The sequence below is a fragment of the Actinotalea soli genome, from assembly GCF_017565425.1.
Classification (GTDB): domain Bacteria; phylum Actinomycetota; class Actinomycetes; order Actinomycetales; family Cellulomonadaceae; genus Actinotalea; species Actinotalea soli.
On sequence record NZ_JAGEMK010000002.1, the window covers coordinates 1 to 16,302 of the forward strand.

At 73.0% G+C, this 16,302-nt stretch carries 19 protein-coding genes and 1 pseudogene; 9 read left to right on the forward strand and 11 right to left on the reverse strand.

Annotation, left to right across the window (positions count from 1 at the left end; genetic code table 11):
• A pseudogene (locus J4G33_RS04225) lies at nucleotides 1-151 on the forward strand (porphobilinogen synthase); the annotation flags it as partial.
• A gap of 99 nt (nucleotides 152-250) precedes the next feature.
• On the opposite strand, the gene J4G33_RS04230 reads toward J4G33_RS04225, so the two are convergent.
• Nucleotides 251-775, reverse strand: a complete 525-nt coding sequence (locus tag J4G33_RS04230) for a DinB family protein (RefSeq protein WP_208054701.1) — start codon at nucleotides 773-775, stop codon at nucleotides 251-253.
• A gap of 145 nt (nucleotides 776-920) precedes the next feature.
• Here J4G33_RS04230 and J4G33_RS04235 point away from each other — a divergent pair, with 145 nt between their 5' ends.
• Nucleotides 921-1,511 (forward strand): TetR/AcrR family transcriptional regulator, encoded by a 591-nt coding sequence (locus J4G33_RS04235; protein ID WP_208054702.1) that lies wholly within the window; start codon nucleotides 921-923, stop codon nucleotides 1,509-1,511.
• A 98-nt stretch (nucleotides 1,512-1,609) separates the two neighbouring features.
• Nucleotides 1,610-2,107 (forward strand): CinA family protein, encoded by a 498-nt coding sequence (locus tag J4G33_RS04240; RefSeq protein ID WP_208054703.1) that lies wholly within the window; start codon nucleotides 1,610-1,612, stop codon nucleotides 2,105-2,107.
• 21 nt (nucleotides 2,108-2,128) lie between these two features.
• Here J4G33_RS04240 and J4G33_RS04245 read toward each other — a convergent pair whose 3' ends face one another.
• A complete protein-coding gene (locus tag J4G33_RS04245) occupies nucleotides 2,129-4,105 on the reverse strand; it encodes an NHL domain-containing thioredoxin family protein (protein ID WP_208054704.1) in 1,977 nt (658 codons plus the stop codon).
• A gap of 148 nt (nucleotides 4,106-4,253) precedes the next feature.
• Here J4G33_RS04245 and J4G33_RS04250 point away from each other — a divergent pair, with 148 nt between their 5' ends.
• Together J4G33_RS04250 and J4G33_RS04255 are read left to right on the forward strand one after the other, a co-directional pair.
• The gene (locus J4G33_RS04250; protein ID WP_208054705.1) at nucleotides 4,254-4,508 is read left to right on the forward strand and encodes a GlsB/YeaQ/YmgE family stress response membrane protein; all 255 of its coding nucleotides are present in this window, start codon (nucleotides 4,254-4,256) and stop codon (nucleotides 4,506-4,508) included.
• A gap of 232 nt (nucleotides 4,509-4,740) precedes the next feature.
• Nucleotides 4,741-5,235 carry a hypothetical protein gene (locus tag J4G33_RS04255; RefSeq protein WP_208054706.1) on the forward strand — a complete coding sequence of 165 codons (495 nt, stop codon included), beginning with the start codon at nucleotides 4,741-4,743 and terminating at the stop codon, nucleotides 5,233-5,235.
• A 75-nt stretch (nucleotides 5,236-5,310) separates the two neighbouring features.
• On the opposite strand, the gene J4G33_RS04260 is transcribed toward J4G33_RS04255, so the two are convergent.
• From J4G33_RS04260 to doeB2, 5 genes are all read right to left on the reverse strand, one after another.
• A complete protein-coding gene (locus J4G33_RS04260; protein WP_208054707.1) occupies nucleotides 5,311-5,580 on the reverse strand; it encodes a hypothetical protein in 270 nt (89 codons plus the stop codon).
• Between the two features lie 85 nt (nucleotides 5,581-5,665).
• Complete coding sequence (locus J4G33_RS04265) at nucleotides 5,666-7,042, reverse strand: NAD-dependent succinate-semialdehyde dehydrogenase (protein ID WP_208054708.1); 1,377 nt, start codon at nucleotides 7,040-7,042, stop codon at nucleotides 5,666-5,668.
• Nucleotides 7,039-8,250: an ectoine hydrolase gene (doeA, locus tag J4G33_RS04270; protein ID WP_208054709.1), complete on the reverse strand. Its 1,212-nt coding sequence runs from the start codon at nucleotides 8,248-8,250 to the stop codon at nucleotides 7,039-7,041. Before doeA ends, J4G33_RS04265 begins: the two co-directional genes overlap by 4 nt.
• Complete coding sequence (locus J4G33_RS04275) at nucleotides 8,247-9,506, reverse strand: aspartate aminotransferase family protein (RefSeq protein ID WP_208054710.1); 1,260 nt, start codon at nucleotides 9,504-9,506, stop codon at nucleotides 8,247-8,249. The genes doeA and J4G33_RS04275 overlap by 4 nt, the downstream gene beginning before the upstream one ends.
• 11 nt (nucleotides 9,507-9,517) lie before the next feature.
• Entirely contained in the window at nucleotides 9,518-10,897 is a 1,380-nt protein-coding gene (gene doeB2, locus J4G33_RS04280; protein ID WP_307793742.1) for a N(2)-acetyl-L-2,4-diaminobutanoate deacetylase DoeB2, read from the reverse strand.
• A 395-nt stretch (nucleotides 10,898-11,292) separates the two neighbouring features.
• Here doeB2 and J4G33_RS04285 point away from each other — a divergent pair, with 395 nt between their 5' ends.
• Entirely contained in the window at nucleotides 11,293-11,487 is a 195-nt protein-coding gene (locus J4G33_RS04285) for a hypothetical protein (protein ID WP_208054712.1), read from the forward strand.
• A 9-nt stretch (nucleotides 11,488-11,496) separates the two neighbouring features.
• Here the strand turns inward: J4G33_RS04285 and J4G33_RS04290 are convergent, their stop codons facing one another.
• The gene (locus tag J4G33_RS04290) at nucleotides 11,497-11,838 is read right to left on the reverse strand and encodes a cupin domain-containing protein (RefSeq protein ID WP_208054713.1); all 342 of its coding nucleotides are present in this window, start codon (nucleotides 11,836-11,838) and stop codon (nucleotides 11,497-11,499) included.
• 270 nt (nucleotides 11,839-12,108) lie between these two features.
• On the opposite strand from J4G33_RS04290, the gene J4G33_RS04295 reads away from it, so the two are divergent.
• Nucleotides 12,109-12,594, forward strand: coding sequence for a hypothetical protein (locus J4G33_RS04295; protein ID WP_208054714.1), 486 nt, complete (start codon nucleotides 12,109-12,111; stop codon nucleotides 12,592-12,594).
• Nucleotides 12,595-13,035: 441 nt separating this feature from the next.
• Here the strand turns inward: J4G33_RS04295 and J4G33_RS04300 are convergent, their stop codons facing one another.
• The 3 genes from J4G33_RS04300 to J4G33_RS04310 form a co-directional block, all read right to left on the reverse strand.
• Nucleotides 13,036-13,368: a hypothetical protein gene (locus J4G33_RS04300; protein ID WP_208054715.1), complete on the reverse strand. Its 333-nt coding sequence runs from the start codon at nucleotides 13,366-13,368 to the stop codon at nucleotides 13,036-13,038.
• 100 nt (nucleotides 13,369-13,468) lie between these two features.
• Nucleotides 13,469-13,696, reverse strand: a complete 228-nt coding sequence (locus J4G33_RS04305) for a hypothetical protein (protein ID WP_208054716.1) — start codon at nucleotides 13,694-13,696, stop codon at nucleotides 13,469-13,471.
• A gap of 11 nt (nucleotides 13,697-13,707) precedes the next feature.
• Nucleotides 13,708-14,724 carry a chymotrypsin family serine protease gene (locus J4G33_RS04310; protein ID WP_208054717.1) on the reverse strand — a complete coding sequence of 339 codons (1,017 nt, stop codon included), beginning with the start codon at nucleotides 14,722-14,724 and terminating at the stop codon, nucleotides 13,708-13,710.
• A 301-nt stretch (nucleotides 14,725-15,025) separates the two neighbouring features.
• Between J4G33_RS04310 and J4G33_RS04315 the strand changes: the two genes are divergently transcribed.
• Together J4G33_RS04315 and J4G33_RS04320 are read left to right on the forward strand one after the other, a co-directional pair.
• A complete protein-coding gene (locus J4G33_RS04315; RefSeq protein ID WP_208054718.1) occupies nucleotides 15,026-15,298 on the forward strand; it encodes a hypothetical protein in 273 nt (90 codons plus the stop codon).
• Nucleotides 15,299-15,446: 148 nt separating this feature from the next.
• Nucleotides 15,447-16,277, forward strand: a complete 831-nt coding sequence (locus tag J4G33_RS04320; protein WP_208054719.1) for a DUF4397 domain-containing protein — start codon at nucleotides 15,447-15,449, stop codon at nucleotides 16,275-16,277.
• Nucleotides 16,278-16,302: the final 25 nt, after the last annotated feature.

A 16,302-nucleotide genomic window follows, 5' to 3' on the forward strand; every position in this document is an offset into this window, starting at 1 on the left:
GGCGGAACCACGCCCAGCGGGTCGGGGTCGCCGCGGGGGGGGACGCCGCGCCCAGCGTGACGTGGTCGCCGAGGTGGGGGACGCCGTCGTCGTGCAGGCGGACCTGTGCCTGGACGAGTTCACCGACCACGGGCACTGCGGGGTGCTGGACCCCCCCCGCCCCCCCCCCCCCCCCCCCCCCCCCCCCCCCCCACCCCAACGTCGGTGAGCCGGGCTGGAGGGCGGTGCGGGGCGCGGGTCCAGGCTGGGGTCAGGCGCTCACGTCGTGCAGGTGGTGGACGACGTCGTGCGCGAAGTACTGCCCGAGGGTCTCGACCGTGAAGGCCGAGCCGTTGCTGCGCAGCCCCGTCCGGGACCACTCGTCGGGGCCGACGGCGGCGAAGCGCTCGGCGAGGTGCTCCCCCGCCGCGACGAGCTCGTCGGCCACGAGGGCCGGGTCCTGCTCGGCGTAGCGGCCCTCGACCGCGGCCTCGTCCTGGTCCCAGTTGGCGAAGGTCGGCGCGTGCTCGGTGACCATGAGCCGCACCCTCTCGTCGAAGGTCAGGTAGACGTCCCGCACGTGGCAGGCGTACTCGAGGACCGACCAGACCTCGGGACGCGGACGCCGGGTCGCGTCGGGGCGGGCGAGAGCCGTGACCCAGCGTGGGCCCCAGCCGCGGACCAGGGCCGGGAGGTCGCGCCCCTCGACGGCGGCGGAGTCGAGCCCGCACTCGGGGCAGCGCTCACGCAGCACCCAGGTCCAGTCCTTGGTGTCCGGCTCGATCGCGTCGCTCATGCCGCGACCCTAGGGGCCGAGCGCCGCCCCGGTGAAGGGCCGCCCGGATCCCGGAGGCACCCGCACGGGTGAGCGCACCGGTGAGCCTGCGCGTGACCTGCGGCCCGACGGCGGGCAGCGGTGCTCCAGGTGAGAGAATGGGCCCGTGCCGAAGATCATCGGGGGCTCGCTGACCGAGCACCGCGAGCAGACCCGCAACAAGCTCTTCGCCGCGTTGACCAGCCTCATGGCCGACCGCGGCTTCGACGCGATCACCCTGGCGGACATCGCCGGTGCCGCGGGCATCGGCCGTACCGCCGTCTACAACCACTTCCCCGACAAGGAGTCCCTGCTCCTCGCCTTCATCACCCACGAGACCGAGCAGTGGGTGGCCTCCCTCGAGCGCGCCCTGAACGGCGTCGAGGACCCGGTCGAGCAGATGCGCGCCTACGTGCGTCAGCAGGCCCAGCTCAAGCGCGTGTTCCACCTGGCCCCCGGCCCCGAGCTGCGGTCGGTGCTCTCCCCCAGCACCCGCGCCCGGCTGCGCGAGCACGCCGAGCCCGTCGAGGAGCTGCTGCGCCGCATCCTGCGGACCGGGATCGCGACCGGGGCCTTCACCGACCAGCCCCTCGAGACCACCGTCGTGCTGGTCAACGCCTGCCTGTCGAGCCGCGGCGTGCCCGACGACGGCCCGGGCCGTGAGGCCGCCATCGCCGCGACCGAGGCCTTCGTCCTCCGGGCCCTCGGCGCCACCTGAGCCCCGCGTCGGCCGGGAGGGCTCCGACCCCCGCCCGACCTGCAGGTGCGCGCGCCCGAGCGGCGTTGCACCCTGGTGCTGTGGTGGAGAAGACGACGATGCGCCGGTCTGTCGACGAGAACGCCCACGCGGCGGAGCACCTGGCCAGCGGGCTGGCCGACGGGCTGGCTGCCCACGGGTGGACGGTGGCGACGGCGGAGTCCCTGACCGGTGGCACCATCGCCAGCGTGCTCTCCGCGGCCCCTGCGGCCTCGACGTGGTTCCGTGGGTCGATCGTGGCCTACTCCCCCGAGGTGAAGTTCGGGCTCCTGAAGGTCCCGCGCGGCCCTGTCGTCACCGAGGCCTGCGCCACGCAGATGGCGAGCCGCACCGCTGAGCTGCTGGGGGCGGAGGTCGCGGTCGCCGTGACAGGGGTGGGCGGACCCGAGCCGGACGAGGGCCAGCCTCCGGGCTCGGTGTGGTTCGCCGTCGTCTCCCCGGCAGGGACGCACACCGAGAAGCTCGTCGTCGAGGGCGACCCGCCCGCCGTGCTCGCCGCGACCAGCGAGCACGCGATCACGCTGCTCCACCGCGTCGCGCGGGGCGAGCTGCCCTGACGCTGGGCGGCAGCCCTCGGCTCAGCCGTGCAGCGGGAGGCTGAGCTCGGCGGGGCCGCCGTCGACCACGCGGACCGGGACGCCCCAGTCCTGCTGGTTGAGGTGGCAGGCCGGGAACTCGATCGCAGGGTCGGCGTCGCAGCTCGCGGCCTGGGCCGTCACGTGCAGCACCCCCTCGGTCACCTCGGGGTTGAGCCGCAGCACCCGCTCGAGCGGGACGTCGTCCCCCGCGCCGTCGAGGAGCAGCTCGGGCGGTGAGGCCGAGACCTGCAGGCGGGTCGAGGGGCCGTACCGGTCGTCGTACTTCTGCCCGGTCGCCGGGGTGAAGACGACGTCGAGCCGCACCTCCCCCGCGCCGATCTCGGAGACGGGGCGCGCCGTGCGGTGGGCGCCCGCGTCGAGGAGCTCCCCCGCGAGGCGGGCCGGCAGGCGCAGCCGGGTGATGCGGTGCGCGGCGGACTCGACGACCAGCAGGTCGACCGCCCCGTCCTCGTGCACCTCGACCAGCAGGCCCGAGGGCTCGGCGAGTCCCTGCGCCAGGGTCGTGACCTCGCCGGGGCCCTCGCCGTCGGGTGCGGGGGCGTAGCGGCGGACGGCGCCGTTGTAGGTGTCGGCGATGGCGACCGACCCGTCGGGCAGCACAGCCACGCCGAGGGGGTGCTGGAGCAGGGCCTGGTCGGCCGCTCCGTCGCGGTGGCCGAAGTCGAAGAGCCCGGCCCCGACCGCGGTGCCGGTGCGGGCGCCGTCGGGGGTGGCCTCGAGCCAGCGCAGGGCCGAGACCTCCGAGTCGGCGAGCCACAGGCGCCCGTCGTTCCCGACGGCCAGCCCCGAGGTCTGGGCGAACCACGCCTCAGACGCAGGCCCGTCCACGAGCCCCTCGTTCATGGTGCCTGCGAGGTGCTCGACCGTGCCGCGCCCGTCGAAGGACCACAGCGTGTGGTTCCCGGCCATCGCGACCACGAAGGATCCCAGGGCGGGCACCCAGCTGACGTCCCACGGGGAGGAGAGCTTCTGGCGGCGCGCCTGGTCGGGGGCCTCGCCCGCGGGCAGCACGTTGTCCCCCGCGCCGACCATGAACTGCTGACCGTTGCCCGCCAGCGTCGTGACGAGACCGTCGCGCAGCCGGACCCCGCGTAGGGCGTGGTTGACCGTGTCCGCGACGAGCACGTCGAACCCGAGCTCGGCGCGCAGCTCCTCGGGGACCAGGCACAGGCCGTTGGGCTCGCTGAACCTGGCCTCGTCGGGCCCGCCGTCGACCAGGCCGCGCTCACCGCTGCCGATGCGGCGCACGAGGGTCTCGCCGTCGGCAGCGAGCTCGACCAGGCTGTGGTGCCCGGCGTCGGCGACCAGCAGGGTGCCGCCGCGAGGGTCCGTGCCGTCCCCCACCCAGCCGTGACCGTCGGCCTCCGGGAGCCGGATGGCCTTGGCGGGGAAGCGCAGGGTGGTCGACGTCGGCTCGGGGGCCACGTAGGGGCCGTCACCGCGGTGCAGGGTGCCCTTGGCCTCGTGCTCGGCGACGAGCTCGCGGACCAGCACCGAGACGTTGTTCTTGTGCCCCTCGCCGGCCATGTGGGCCACGATGTAGCCCTCGGGGTCGACGACGACGAGGGTCGGCCAGGCCCGGGCGCTGTACGCGGACCAGGTGGTGAGCTCGGGGTCGTCGAGCACCGGGTGGTGCACCTCGTAACGGTCCACCGCAGCAGCGAGCGCGACAGGGTCGGCCTCGTGCACGAACTTGGGCGAGTGGACCCCGACGATCACCAGGACGTCGCGGTGCTCGGCCTCGATCTCGCGGAGCTCGTCCAGGACGTGCAGGCAGTTGATGCAGCAGAACGTCCAGAAGTCGAGCAGCACGATCTTGCCGCGCAGGTCGGCCAGGGAGACGTCCTTGCCGCCGGTGTTGAGCCAGCCGCGGCCGACCAGCTCGGAGGCGCGGACCTTGGGCAGTCGCTCGTGAGGGGTCACACCGGTAGTGAACACGACCGGGGGCCGATCCATGCCGGGGCGTCCGGACGGCGGGCGACGACGCGGGCCGGGCGGGCCCGCCTCCGACGTGATCCGCGCCACGACCGTTCGACGGGCGGTGCCCTGCGGGCCGTGTGAACATCCTCCGGGCGCAGATCGTGCCCCTCATGAAGGAGGAACCATGATCGGTTTCATCGTCGCAGGCCTGATCATCGGGGCCCTCGCTCGACTCATCAAGCCGGGCAAGCAGAACCTCGGCATCATCGCCACGCTCCTGCTGGGCCTCGTCGGCTCGGTCATCGGAGGCGTGGTCGCCAACCTGCTCGGCACCGGTGACATCTTCGAGCTCAACGTCATCGGCTTCGTCGTCGCCGTGATCGCGGCCGTGCTGCTCATCGGGACCGCCGAGGCCCTGACCGGTCGCAAGCGCTCGTAGTCGCAGGTGGCGGGCGTCCCGGACGCCCGCCACTGCTCCATACGGGTGAATCCCGTACTGATCGCTCAAGCCTTGCTGCGGTCGGGCCGATAGACCAGACATACCCCGCTCCACCCTCCAGCCGTGATCCGTCTCCTCGGGTCGCGGCTGCTGTCGTTCCAGGGCCCGCCTGCGCACCGCGTACCGTGCAGGGGCGGGCCGTCCCGGGTCCGCCCGATGGAGGTGAGGGTCTGTGCAGGTCTCGTTGTCGGTCGAGGAGGCCGTGACGCTCGCGGCGGTGGCGCAGCCCCTCCCGCCCTTCGTCTCAGGGGTCCGGGGCGAGGGCGCCCTCGTGCACGCCGAGGTCGACCTGCCCGAGGTGCCTGGCGCCTCCGGCCTCGCTCGCCTCGCCCTGCAGGCGGCCGGCACCGTCACCGTCTCCGCTCAGCTCATCGGCTACGCGGCCGGGGTCGCGACCCTCGAGGTGCACGCCGAGGCCCGAGGGCTGCCCGCCCACCGCCTGCTCAACCAGCTGACGGGTGTGCTCTCGGAGCGGCTCGCCGCGCAGGGCCTGCCCGACGGTCTCCTCGAGGTCCGCCCCGGCCCCCGTGCCCCGCTGATCATGGTGCGGGTGCAGGACGCCGTCGCGAGCCGGGTCGACGGCGTGACGCTGACCGGGCTCGTCCTGCGCGACGGCCAGGTCCACGCCGACCTCGCCCTCCGCCCCCCGGTACGCCCCCTCCCCTGACCCACCTCGTGTCAGAACCTGAGGTCGCCCCAGGTATCCCAGGTTCTGACACGAGCGTGCTGGCGAGGGCGCGCGCTAGAGGAGCACCCCGAGGAACAGCGCGACGAGGGTGAGGAGAACCAGCGCGTGGATGAGCCAGCGTCCACCCACCGCAGTCCGTCGGGCCCCGCGTTCGACCGCGGTGAAGGCCGCGGCCGGCAGGAAGACGAGCGCCATGGCGTAGGCCTGGTGGATGACGGGCCACGGGTCGACCGAGTCGCTCGGGAGCAGCCGGTGCACGGCCAGGCCGAAGACCACCCAGGTCAGGGCCGCGTAGGGCACAGCGGCGAGCACCTTGTACACCACCGTCCGCCCCCTCCCGCTCTCCCCATCTCGTGTCAGAACCTGAGGTTGCCCCAGGTATCCCAGGTTCTGACACGAGGGTGGGGGGTCACACCTTGGGGCCGACCCACACCTGCTGGGCGTTGACGAACTCGAGGATGCCCTCGCGGCCGAGCTCGCGCCCGTACCCCGAGCGCTTGACGCCGCCGCTGGGCAGCCGCGGGTCGGTCTTGACGATGCCGTTGACGGCGACCTGCCCGGCGACGATCTGCCGGGCGATGGCCTCACCGCGCTCGGTCGAGGTCCACACGCTCGCGCCGAGCCCGTACGCGGTGTCGTTCGCGACGGCGACCGCGACCTCGGCGGAGTCGACCCGCAGCACGGCGGCCACGGGCCCGAAGGTCTCCTCGACGCAGGCCGTCATCCCCGGGCGCACCTCGGTCAGCAGGGTCACCGGGTAGAAGAACCCGGGCCCCTCGGGCAGCTCGCCGCCGAGCCGGCACTCGGCCCCTGCCTCGACCGTCTCGGTGACCTGACGGTGCAGGTTGGCACGCAGGTCCTCCCGGGCGATCGGTCCGATCTGAGTGCTGTCCTCCCGCGGGTCCCCGACGACGAGGGCTGCGAGGCGCTCGTGCAGCAGGGCGACGAACTCGTCGTGCACCGGCTCCTCGACGATGATCCGCTTCGCGGCGATGCAGGACTGCCCCGCGTTGATGATCCGCATGGTCGCGATGGTCGCGGCGGCGGCCTCGAGGTCGGCGTCGGCCAGGACGATCGCCGGGTCTGAGCCCCCGAGCTCGAGCACGTGGGGCTTGATCTCCGAGGCTGCGACCGACGCGACCGCGGCCCCGGCCTTGTCCGAGCCGGTGAAGGAGACGGCCTGGATCCGCGGGTCCCGGATGGCGGCCTCGACGTCAGGGGTCTGGGCGAGCAGGGCCTGCACGAGCCCGGGGGGCGCCCCGACGGACTCGTCGAAGAGCTCGGCGACGGCCTGAGCGCACCGCGGGACGCGCGGGTCGTGCTTGAGCACCCCCGTGTTGCCTGCCATGAGCGTCGGGGCGAGGAACCGGAAGGCCAACCACATCGGCGCGTTCCACGGCAGGATGCCCAGCACCGGTCCCAGCGGGAGGTACTGCACGTAGCTGCGCGTCGCGTCAGAGGAGACCTCCTCGGTCGCCAGGTACGCCGCCGCGTGCTCGGCGTAGTGGTCCGCGGCCCACGCGGCCTTCTCGACCTCGGCCCGGGCCTCGGTGATCGGTTTGCCCATCTCGACGGTCATGATCGGCGCCAGCCGCTCCCGCTCGTCCCGGAGTCGGCCGGCGACGGCGTGGAGGACGGCGGCCCGCTCCTCGAACGTGCGCCCGCTCCACCCCCCGAAGGCCTCCTGGGCACGACCGATGACCTGCCCGATCTCCTCAGGCCCGGCAGCCGGTACCTCGTGGGCGACCTCGCCGGTTCGCGGGTCGATGACGGTCAGCACACTCATGCTTCCTCCACGGCGTCGACGGCGCTCAGCAACGGAGCGGCGCCCGCCGGCTTGACGGTGAAGTCCTCGGGCAGGTCGAAGAAGGACGCGCAGCCGTCGGCGGTGATCCTGATGGTGTCGGAGATGCCGACGGTCTTGTCGCCGTCGACCCCCCACATCCACGGGATCACGTGGAAGGTCATGCCCTCCTCGAGCACGGTGAAGTCCCCCGGGTTGAGGCTGAGGATGTAGCCCTCGTCCCAGCTCGGCGGGAAGGCGATGCCGATCGAGTACCCGGACCGCGTGACCAGGCGGGCGTCGACGTCGTTGTCCGTGATGATGTTGCGGACGATCGAGTCGGCGTCGGAGACCGTCAGCCCCGGGCGCATCTCGGCCTTGAGCTCGCGCAGGGCCATCTTCATGCGCTCCTGGGCCTTCTCCATCGAGGGGCTCAGGTCGTCCAGGATCACGGTGCGCATCATGGCCGTGTGGTATCGCCGGTAGCACCCGCCCACCTCGAGGAAGACGTGCTCCCCGGGCTGGACCTCGCGACCCTCCCAGGTGGCGTGCCCGATCATCGAACGCGGCCCCGAGGCGACGTAGGGCATGACGGCGGGCGGCTCACCCCCGGCGCGGAACATCGCAGCACTGATCGCGGCACCGATGTCGTTCTCGGTGACCCCGGGCTGCGCGGCGTCGAGCCCCGCCGCGATCCCGGCCTGCGTCGCGATCGCGGCGCGGGTCATGATCTCGATCTCGGCCGGGGACTTGCGACGGCGGCCCTCCTCGACGATGCCGAAGCAGTCGCGCAGGGTGCCGCGCTGGAAGCTCGTGTGGATGCGGTCCTGCTGGTAGGCGGGGAAGAAGTAGCTGTTCCGCTCGTACCCGATGCGCTTGGTGGCCAGCCCGAACTCCGTGAGCGCGGCGATGAGCTGCTGGATCGCGTCCCCGGTGTCCGGGTAGGGCCGGGTGACCTCGACCCAGGTGCGCTCGATGACGTTGGACTCCTCCATCGCACGCGTGATCATGAAGGGCTCGTCCTCGAGCGGGACGACGAGTGCCTGGAAGAACGAGTACCCGGTGGTCTGGTAGTCGGTCAGGTAGATGAGGTTCTCGGGGTCGGTGATGATCACCGCGTCCAGCAGACGGGCCGCCATGCGCTCGCGCAGCTCGGCGATGCGGCGCTCGTACTCCTCGGGCGCGAAGGTCATGTCCTCCCGGCGCCTCATGCCGCGACCGCCGTCGCGATGGCCTTCTCGAGCAGGTCGAGACCCTCGGTGAGGTCGTCCTCGGGGATGGTCAGCGGCGGGATCAGCTTGATCACCTGGCCGTTGGTGCCGCACGGGCCCAGGAGCAGACCGCTGTGGAAGGCGAGGCGCTGCACCTCCTTGGCCAGCGCGCCGTCGTGCAGGTCGAGGCCCTGCATCATGCCGCGGCCGCGCACCTCCCAGCCGTGCCCGGCGTGGGCGGCGGCGATGGCCTCGAGCTTGTCCCGCATGGTGGCGCCCTTGGCGTGCACCTCGGTCATGAGGACGTCGTCGGTGAAGTAGTCCAGGGCCACGGCGCCGGCCACGAAGGACAGGCCCTGCCCACGGAAGGTGCCGGTGTGGGCCCCCGGGGACCAGTGCGCGTCGACCTCAGGCTTGTTGAGGTTCATCGCGATGGGTGTCCCGAACCCGCCGAGCCCCTTGGCGAGGGTGATGATGTCCGGGTCCAGGCCCATGCCGTCGAAGCTGAAGTACGAGCCGGTGCGCCCGCAGGCCGCCTGGATGTCGTCGATGATGAACAGCGCGCCGACGTCCTTGGCGAGGGCCTGGATGGCGTGCAGCCACTCGGCGCTCGCCACGTTGACCCCGCCCTCGGCCTGCAGCGGCTCCACGAGGAAGGCCGCCGGGGGCCTCTGCCCGCTCGAGGGGTCGCTGATCGCCGTCCGGTAGGCCTCGAGCCCTGCGATGCCACCGCCCGGGGAGGTCTCGTTCGGCAGCCGCACGATGTTCTCGAGGGGCACGCCGGCCCACTTGCGGAAGGCGTCGTTCGCGGTCGCGGCGAGGGAGCCGAGGGTCATGCCGTGGAAGCCGTGGCTGAAGGCCACGACGTCGCTGCGCCCCGTGGCCAGGCGGGCCAGCTTGAGGGCGGCCTCGACGGCGTTGGTGCCGGTCGGACCCATGAACTGCATCTTGTGGTCCATGCCGCGCGGCGTGAGGATCACGTCGCGGAAGCGCTCGATGAAGTCCCGCTTGGTCGTGGTGTAGGTGTCGAGGCTGTGCGCGACACCGTCCCCCTCGAGGAAGGCGATCATCGCCCGCTTCATGCGCTCGTTGTTGTGGCCGAAGTTCAGCACGCCGGCCCCGGCGAAGAAGTCGATGTAGGACGTGCCGTCCTCGTCGACCTGGCGGGCGTTCGATGCCGTGGCGAAGACCGTCGGGTACGCGCGGCAGTACCCGCGGACCTCGGACTCCCACTGCTCGAAGGGGGTCATGTCCATGCGTGCTCCTTCTAGGACGGTGTCGTGGCCTCCTCGGCGGCCTGGACGGCGGATGAGGTGCGGGGAGGCGGCGCGGGGGCGCCGGCCAGCTGGACGTACACACGGGCGACCCGCTCGAGCAGGTCGTCGTTGAAGTCGTAGCGCGGGCTGTGGCAGGACTCGTCGTGACCCGCGCCGTCGCCGCCGCCCACCAGGGCGAAGGCCCCGGGCACCTCGTCGAGGTAGTAGCTGAAGTCCTCCGAGGCCATGACGGGGACAGGGGTGCCGGTGCTGAGCCACCCCTCCCCCAGCTCGTCTGACAGGGCGGCGCGGAGCTCGGCGGCGGGGGCGGGGGCGTTGACGGTCGCGCCATAACGCGGGGTCGGGGTGGTGACGGCCTGCACCCCGTAGGCGCTGGCGGTCGCGGTGGCGATCTCGGCGATGAGGGCGAAGACCTCGGCCCGCTGCGCGGTGTCGCCGATCCGGATGCTCCCCGAGACGACGGCGTGCTCAGGGGTCACGGTGGGCGCCCCGGCGCGCGCGTCGATCGAGGTCACGGCGACGACGGCGGCCTGGTTCGGCGGCAGGCGCCGCGCGACGACCTGCTGCAGGGCGAGGGTGATCGCCGCGGCGGCGAGCACCGGGTCACGGGTGGCCTCGGGCTGGCTGGCGTGCCCGCCCTGGCCGGTGATCTCGATGACGAAGGTCCCGTTGGCGGACATCACCGGGCCGTCGGGGCACACCGCCTGGCCGTAGGGGATGGCCGGCCAGTTGTGCCAGCCGAAGACGACGTCGACCGGGCGCGGGGCGAGGTGCCCGTCCAGGGCGCCGTCCTCGATCATGCCGCGGGCACCGTGCCCGCCCTCCTCGGCGGGCTGGAAGAGCAGGGTCACCGGGCCGGGCAGCTCGTCCTCGTGGGCCTGGAGCCACGCAGCGGCGGTGAGCAGGGTGGCCATGTGGCCGTCATGACCGCACGCGTGCATGACGCCCTCGTGCAGCGAGGACCACGGGGCGCCGGTGGACTCCTGGACGGGCATGCCGTCGAGGTCCGCGCGGAGGGCGATGTGCCGACCGGGGGCCGTCGGCGCGAGGGTCGCGAGGGTGCCGGTGCCGGCGCAGGGGCGGTGCGGGACGTTCAGCCGGTGCAGCTCGGCGCGCACGGTCTCCGCGGTGCCGTGCTCCTGCCAGGCGACTTCCGGGCGCCGGTGCAGGTCGCGGCGCAGCGCCACTCCCGCATCCACCAGAGTGGACCAGCCAACCCGCACCCAACCTCCTCCGAGGACGCCGCACGCGACCGGTCGACGTCGAGGAGTCGTCTGGTCGCGCGGCCATCCGGTGGTCTGGACAGTCCGCCGACCGTAACCCGCCCGACCGCCCCGGGTCGACACCACCAGCAGCCACGGCGCGCCCACCCCCCTCCACCGCCTCCCCCCGCCCCCGTCGAGATGTCACTCTCTGCCGTATTCCCGCCGCCGCGATCCGCCAAGACGTGACATCTCGACGGGGGTGGGCCCGGGGAGGCGGGGAGCGGGGCGGGGGGAGCCCCGGCGGATCGTGCTGAAGTCGTGACCCGGGGGACCCCCACGCGGGGCTTGGATCATCTTGACTGGGCCGGGTGGCCCCAGGGGCCGCGGACAGGGGGACAGGCATGGGGACGGCGACGACGCCATCACCGCAGGACGGAACGTCACCGGGACCGAGACCGGACGCAGCGCCGAGCGCCGAGGGGCGCGCCTCCGGGGCCGCCCGGGCCGGTGTGATCGCCCGCCGGACCGCTGGCGTGCTGCTCGGGACGGCGAGCTTGCTGGTGTCGCTGGCAGGGGTGGGTGCGGTGATCGTGCTGATGACGATCACCGCGGGCCTCGCGCAGGACCTCTTCGGCGAGGAGGAGGTCGCCGTCGTCGTCGAGGAGCCCGGCGAAGGAGGTGCGGAGGACCCGGAGGAGCCCGCGCCTGAGGAGGAGCCCGCTCCCGAGGAGGGGGCCGAGGGGGCCACCGAGTAGGCAGCCTGGTCAGGCGTGGCCGAGCTGGTCCTCGTTGAGGCTCGTGACGGTCGTGAGGAGGAAGACGGAGTCCTCGAGGGCGCTCACGGCGTGTCGCTCGTGGGTGAGGACCGTGAGCTCTCCCGCGGCGACCTCGGGCCCGTCGACGCCGGTGACCCGCACGCGCCCGGTCAGCACCTGGATGCTCGCGGCGGGCGGTGAGTTGTGCTCGGCCAGCTCGGAGCCCGCCGTCAGGGCGATCACCGACTGGCGCAGGACGCCGTCGTGCAGCACGAGCTCGGCGCTGCGGCCGTGGGGTGAGGCGTGAGCCGCCTCGAGGTGGGTGGTTGCCAGGGCCGTCAGGTCGGACATCACGTCTCCTTCGCCGTCGTGCCCCCATCAGACCATCCAGGGCCACGCGCCGCAGAGGTTCGGGTCTCCGCACTTCCCTACGTCCTTGCGCACTCACGCGACGACGCAGAGAGCCAACCGGTTCGCAACGCCCTGGCCCACCCCGCCTGTCCCAGCACGCCGCCGCACCACGGGTGAGGACCTGGACGTGCCCGGCGGCGCGCAAGAACGATCGCTCGTCGCACACAGGCCAGATGACGACGTGCTCCCCCGAGCCTCGGAGGCACTGCGATGGCATCGTCCTACCGCTCTCGGATCGCCCCTGCCGCGGCGAGCGTCCTCGCCGTGGTGGGGCTCGTCGGGTGCGCCCCCTCGGAGGCCCAGACCTGTGTGGACTGGGTCGACTTCGCATCACCGGAGCACGCCCTCGCGGATGCGGAGCTCGCGGTGACGGGCGAGGTGCTCGAGGCGGCCGGCGCCACCGACCTGTACGGCGCCCAGGCGACGGTGTGGTCGGTGCGGGTGACAGGCGAGCCGCTGGCCGGGGAACCGCCGCCGGGCGATGAGATCCGTGTGATCTCCACCCCTGTGACCTGCACGGGTGAGGAGATCTACCCCGGCGGCGACCCGCTGGACACGGCCGGACCACTGATCCTCCTGCTCACCAGCGACGAGGCCGACGGCGACTGGCGCACCATCACCCCGAGGCAGGGGGCGGTGCCCGCGGGGCCCGACGGCGAGCTGCCCCTCGCGTGGCCCGAGGACGAGGAGGCCTAGTCGATGGACGAGCGGGCATCAGAGGTGCGAACTGGGCGCAGCCTCCGAACCGCGGTCGCGGCGGTGGTCACCGGCGCTGTGCTCGGGGGCTGCGGCGTGTCGATCCCGGAGGTGCCTGACCTCGGGCCTGGGGAGTACTGGGTCATCGGGATCGGGCACCCGCGGGGGGAGTGGGGAGAGTGCTTCGAGGACGAGGCGGTGGCTCAGTGGTTGATGAGGGCGGACATGCCGTCGTCGGGCTCCACCGCCACCTTCGGCCGAGATGCCGAGCCGGCCGACGTCGACCGCGTCCTGGCCTGCCTCCGTCGATCACTCTCGGGGGGTGAGGTGTCAGTCGAGGCGACGACCATCGGCCCGGTGGTCACGACGCCGGAGCCCCCCGCTGAGTGGCCGGACCAACCCGACGAGGTGCGTGCACGGACACCAGACTGATGCGAGGGCCTAGGGGCGCACCGCCAGGCACGCGGAGGCGATCAGGATGCCCTCGGCCACCAGCACGACCCATGCACGGTGTCGGTGCCGCTCGAGGTTGGCCCCGATCACGCCGAGGACGCCGACGAGCGCGAGCGTCAGGATCCAGAAGCTGGCCCAGTACTGCCGGAGGTCGGGGTTGCATGCTCTGAACGGCGGAAGGATGGCGAAGCAGGTGTCGGGCGAGTAGGACGCGATCGACCAGATCAAGGCCCCACCACCGACCGCGAGGCCGATCAGGGCGCCGGTCAGCAAGCGTGGCGACAACGTCCTGCTCGTGGCCTCTCGGGCGGGGGCTGACATGACAGGACGATAGCGAGACGTCGGGCCACCACGAGGGCTTTCGCCGACGGAAGGCCGGGGCTCGGTCCGCGCGACGCGAAGGCCCTTGAGAGGTTGACGCTCAGCCGTCTCCGCCGAGCGCCCGGACCGGCCCGACGACGTGGACGTGTACGGAGACACCGTCGACGTCGGCCGGGATGTCGGTCGCGATGACGGTCCGCGTGACGTTGACCTGGACGCAGTAGCCGTCGCCGTCGGGGGCGAGCCCGACGCCTTCGATGCCGTCGTGGTCGGCGAGGGCCTCGCGGAGGCGCGCCTTCGCGGCCCTGGCGTGGTCCAGGTCAGCCATCGCGCACCTCGTCAGCTCGCGAGCTCGGCCCCCAGGGCCTCGAGCACCGCATCGATGGGGTTGAGGTAGGTCAACCCGGTGCCATTCTCGCCCCCGGTCTCGCTGCCGGCAAAGAGCAGGCCGAGGGCCGCGCCGTCAGAGGGGCGGTAGACGAGCGAGCCGCTGTCGCCCCCGCGTGAGAAGGGCCCGGTGCCGGTGCCCTCGACCTCGATCTGGTTGTCGAGGCTGATGTCCCCGAGTCCCGGCCCGTAGCCCACGACGACGTCGTCGAGCTCGATCGCGGTGACGCGGCCCTGGGTGAGGCCGGTGGTGCGCCCGATCTTCTCGACCTCCTCCCCACCAAGGGCCACGGCCGTGGTGCTGACAGCACCGACGGGGAAGCGCAGGTCGACCTCGGGGTCCTCGAGGCTGGCCAGGGCGGCATCGACCAGGGCGGTGCTGCCGGGCTCGAGGGCAACGAACCCCGCGAGCGCGCCGACCCTGTCCTGCGGGTCGCGGCCGCCGTCGGCCGGTCCGGGCTGCAGCACGGCGTCCCCGGCGACGCCCCGGGGGGAACCGACGAGGACGTGGTAGTTCGACAGGGCGTGCAGCACCCCGTCCACCCGGACGAACCCACCGAGGGTGCCCGCGCTGACGTCGACGTGAGCGATCGAGACCCCCGGTCGCAGCGGCCGGGCACGTCCCGTCTCGCCGACGGCCTGCGCGGTGATGACCGGTGGCCGCGGACCGGGGCGTGCTGCGGCCGGACTGATCCGCCCGGTACGCCGCACATCGAGCGCCGGCCCGGCGTGCTCGGCGACCCGCCGCACGACCATGCGCGCCGTCGGGACCCCCAGCCGGTACCGCACGGCGACCCCGAAGCCGCCGTCGGGCTGCGGGGCGAGACCCAGGGAGACCCCAGCCCGGAGGGCAGCCGGGGAGTCCACCCCCGCGGGCTCGACCCTGCTGGCGGTCGCGCGGCGGTCGAGCACCTCCCCGATGAACGACGCGAGCTCGCCCTTGCGCTGCCGTGCTTCCTGAATGTCCATCGGTGCCCCCCTGTCGTGTGGGTCGAGTCTGCACTCCCCCACCGACATCGCGGCAGGGGCTGGATCCCGTTCGCCTCGTCGCCGTGCGACGCCCCCAGGCCTCGTCGCCCACCGTGATGCCACGAGATCACCCGCCCGGGTGACAGAACCTGTGAGTTACCTGGCAATCGGGTGAGACGGGTCATCCCGACGCTTCGATACGCCGATGTATCCGGCATGAGCATTCCCCCCGTCGGCCCCGCAGCCCTCTACTCGGCCCAGACCGCCCCGGCGTCCCCCAGCCTCGAGGGCGCGCGCACCGGTGACGTCCCGGCCGCCCCGCCGGTCAGCTCACCCACCGCCCCCCGCCGAGGGCACCCCCGCCTCGAGCATCGGGCCCGGGGACGCCCTGCCCGGCTACGTCACCGCGACGGCGGGGCTGCTGGGCCTGGGCGTGGACCAGGTCCTCACGGCCCTCGGCCAGGGCACCACCCTCACCGAGCTCTTCGCCGAGCACCGCGGCAGCATCGAGGTCGGCGGGGCCGAGATGAGCCGTGGCACCGAGCAGGGCCAGCTGGTCGACCGCGACGTCTGAGGGCCACCCCGGCAAGACCCCGCGACGCCGCTCGCGAGAAACCCGGAAAGAAATCTTGATCCGGGTGCATCCAGGCGCGCCCCCTGGGCCGTAGTAGGTGTGTCAAGCAGTTCCCGTGCCCCTCGGGGCAGGAAACAGGAGGACCACCATGCGCACCCGTCTCTTCTCTGCCGGCACCGCCGGCGCCGCCGGCCTCGCCCTGGCGATGGTCGCAGCAGCGCCCGCCACCGCCGCGACCGACGACATGGCCATGCTGTCCGTGCTCCACGGCGTGCCCGACCTCACGGTCGACGTGTACGTGGACGGCGAGCTCACCCTCGACGACTTCGAGCCCGGCGACCTGGCTGGCCCCCTCGAGCTGCCCGCCGGCACCTACAGCGTCGCCATCACGGCCGCTGACGCCGCGGACGACTCCGAGCCGGCCATCGGCCCCATCGACCTGCCCCTCGAGGCCGGCATGAACTACACGGCCGCCGCGCACCTCACGGCTGAGGGCGAGCCCACCGCGTCGCTCTTCACGAACGACATCTCGGCCACCGAGGCCGGCGAGGGGCGCCTGACCGTCCGTCACGCGGCCGCCGCCCCCGCCGTCGACATCCTCGCCGGTGAGGACGCCGTGATCACCAACCTGTCGAACCCGGACGAGGAGATCCTCAACCTCCCCGCTGGCACCGTCCCGGCCGCCGTGGCCGCGACCGGCACCACCGAGCCCGTGATCGGCCCGGCCGACGTCAACGTCGCCGAGGGCGTCAACACGATCGTCTACGCGTGGGGCAGCCTCGAGGACGACAACCTGGACCTCGCCGTCCAGACCATCGAGGGCCTGCACTCCTCGCCCTCGGGCGTCCCGTCCGGTGAGCTGGGCCTCGCGGCCGGTTCCTCGACCGCTCCGTGGCTGATCGGGGGCGCGCTCCTGCTCGCCGCCGGTGGCGCCACCCTCGTCGTGCGTCGCCAGCAGCTGGCCACCGCCAACCGCTGACACCCGCACGACCCGCTGACCGCGG

What these genes read in the sequence shown, in the direction of transcription:
- J4G33_RS04230 (WP_208054701.1), bottom strand. Translation starts at nt 775, where the DNA reads ATGAGCGACGCGATCGAGCCGGACACCAAGGACTGGACCTGGGTGCTG.
- J4G33_RS04310 (WP_208054717.1), bottom strand. Translation starts at nt 14,724, where the DNA reads ATGGACATTCAGGAAGCACGGCAGCGCAAGGGCGAGCTCGCGTCGTTC.
- J4G33_RS04245 (WP_208054704.1), bottom strand. Translation starts at nt 4,105, where the DNA reads ATGGATCGGCCCCCGGTCGTGTTCACTACCGGTGTGACCCCTCACGAG.
- J4G33_RS04290 (WP_208054713.1), bottom strand. Translation starts at nt 11,838, where the DNA reads ATGTCCGACCTGACGGCCCTGGCAACCACCCACCTCGAGGCGGCTCAC.
- J4G33_RS04265 (WP_208054708.1), bottom strand. Translation starts at nt 7,042, where the DNA reads ATGAGTGTGCTGACCGTCATCGACCCGCGAACCGGCGAGGTCGCCCAC.
- J4G33_RS04320 (WP_208054719.1), top strand. Translation starts at nt 15,447, where the DNA reads ATGCGCACCCGTCTCTTCTCTGCCGGCACCGCCGGCGCCGCCGGCCTC.
- J4G33_RS04275 (WP_208054710.1), bottom strand. Translation starts at nt 9,506, where the DNA reads ATGGACATGACCCCCTTCGAGCAGTGGGAGTCCGAGGTCCGCGGGTAC.
- doeA (WP_208054709.1), bottom strand. Translation starts at nt 8,250, where the DNA reads ATGAGGCGCCGGGAGGACATGACCTTCGCGCCCGAGGAGTACGAGCGC.
- J4G33_RS04305 (WP_208054716.1), bottom strand. Translation starts at nt 13,696, where the DNA reads ATGGCTGACCTGGACCACGCCAGGGCCGCGAAGGCGCGCCTCCGCGAG.
- J4G33_RS04300 (WP_208054715.1), bottom strand. Translation starts at nt 13,368, where the DNA reads ATGTCAGCCCCCGCCCGAGAGGCCACGAGCAGGACGTTGTCGCCACGC.
- J4G33_RS04295 (WP_208054714.1), top strand. Translation starts at nt 12,109, where the DNA reads ATGGCATCGTCCTACCGCTCTCGGATCGCCCCTGCCGCGGCGAGCGTC.
- J4G33_RS04240 (WP_208054703.1), top strand. Translation starts at nt 1,610, where the DNA reads ATGCGCCGGTCTGTCGACGAGAACGCCCACGCGGCGGAGCACCTGGCC.
- J4G33_RS04250 (WP_208054705.1), top strand. Translation starts at nt 4,254, where the DNA reads ATGATCGGTTTCATCGTCGCAGGCCTGATCATCGGGGCCCTCGCTCGA.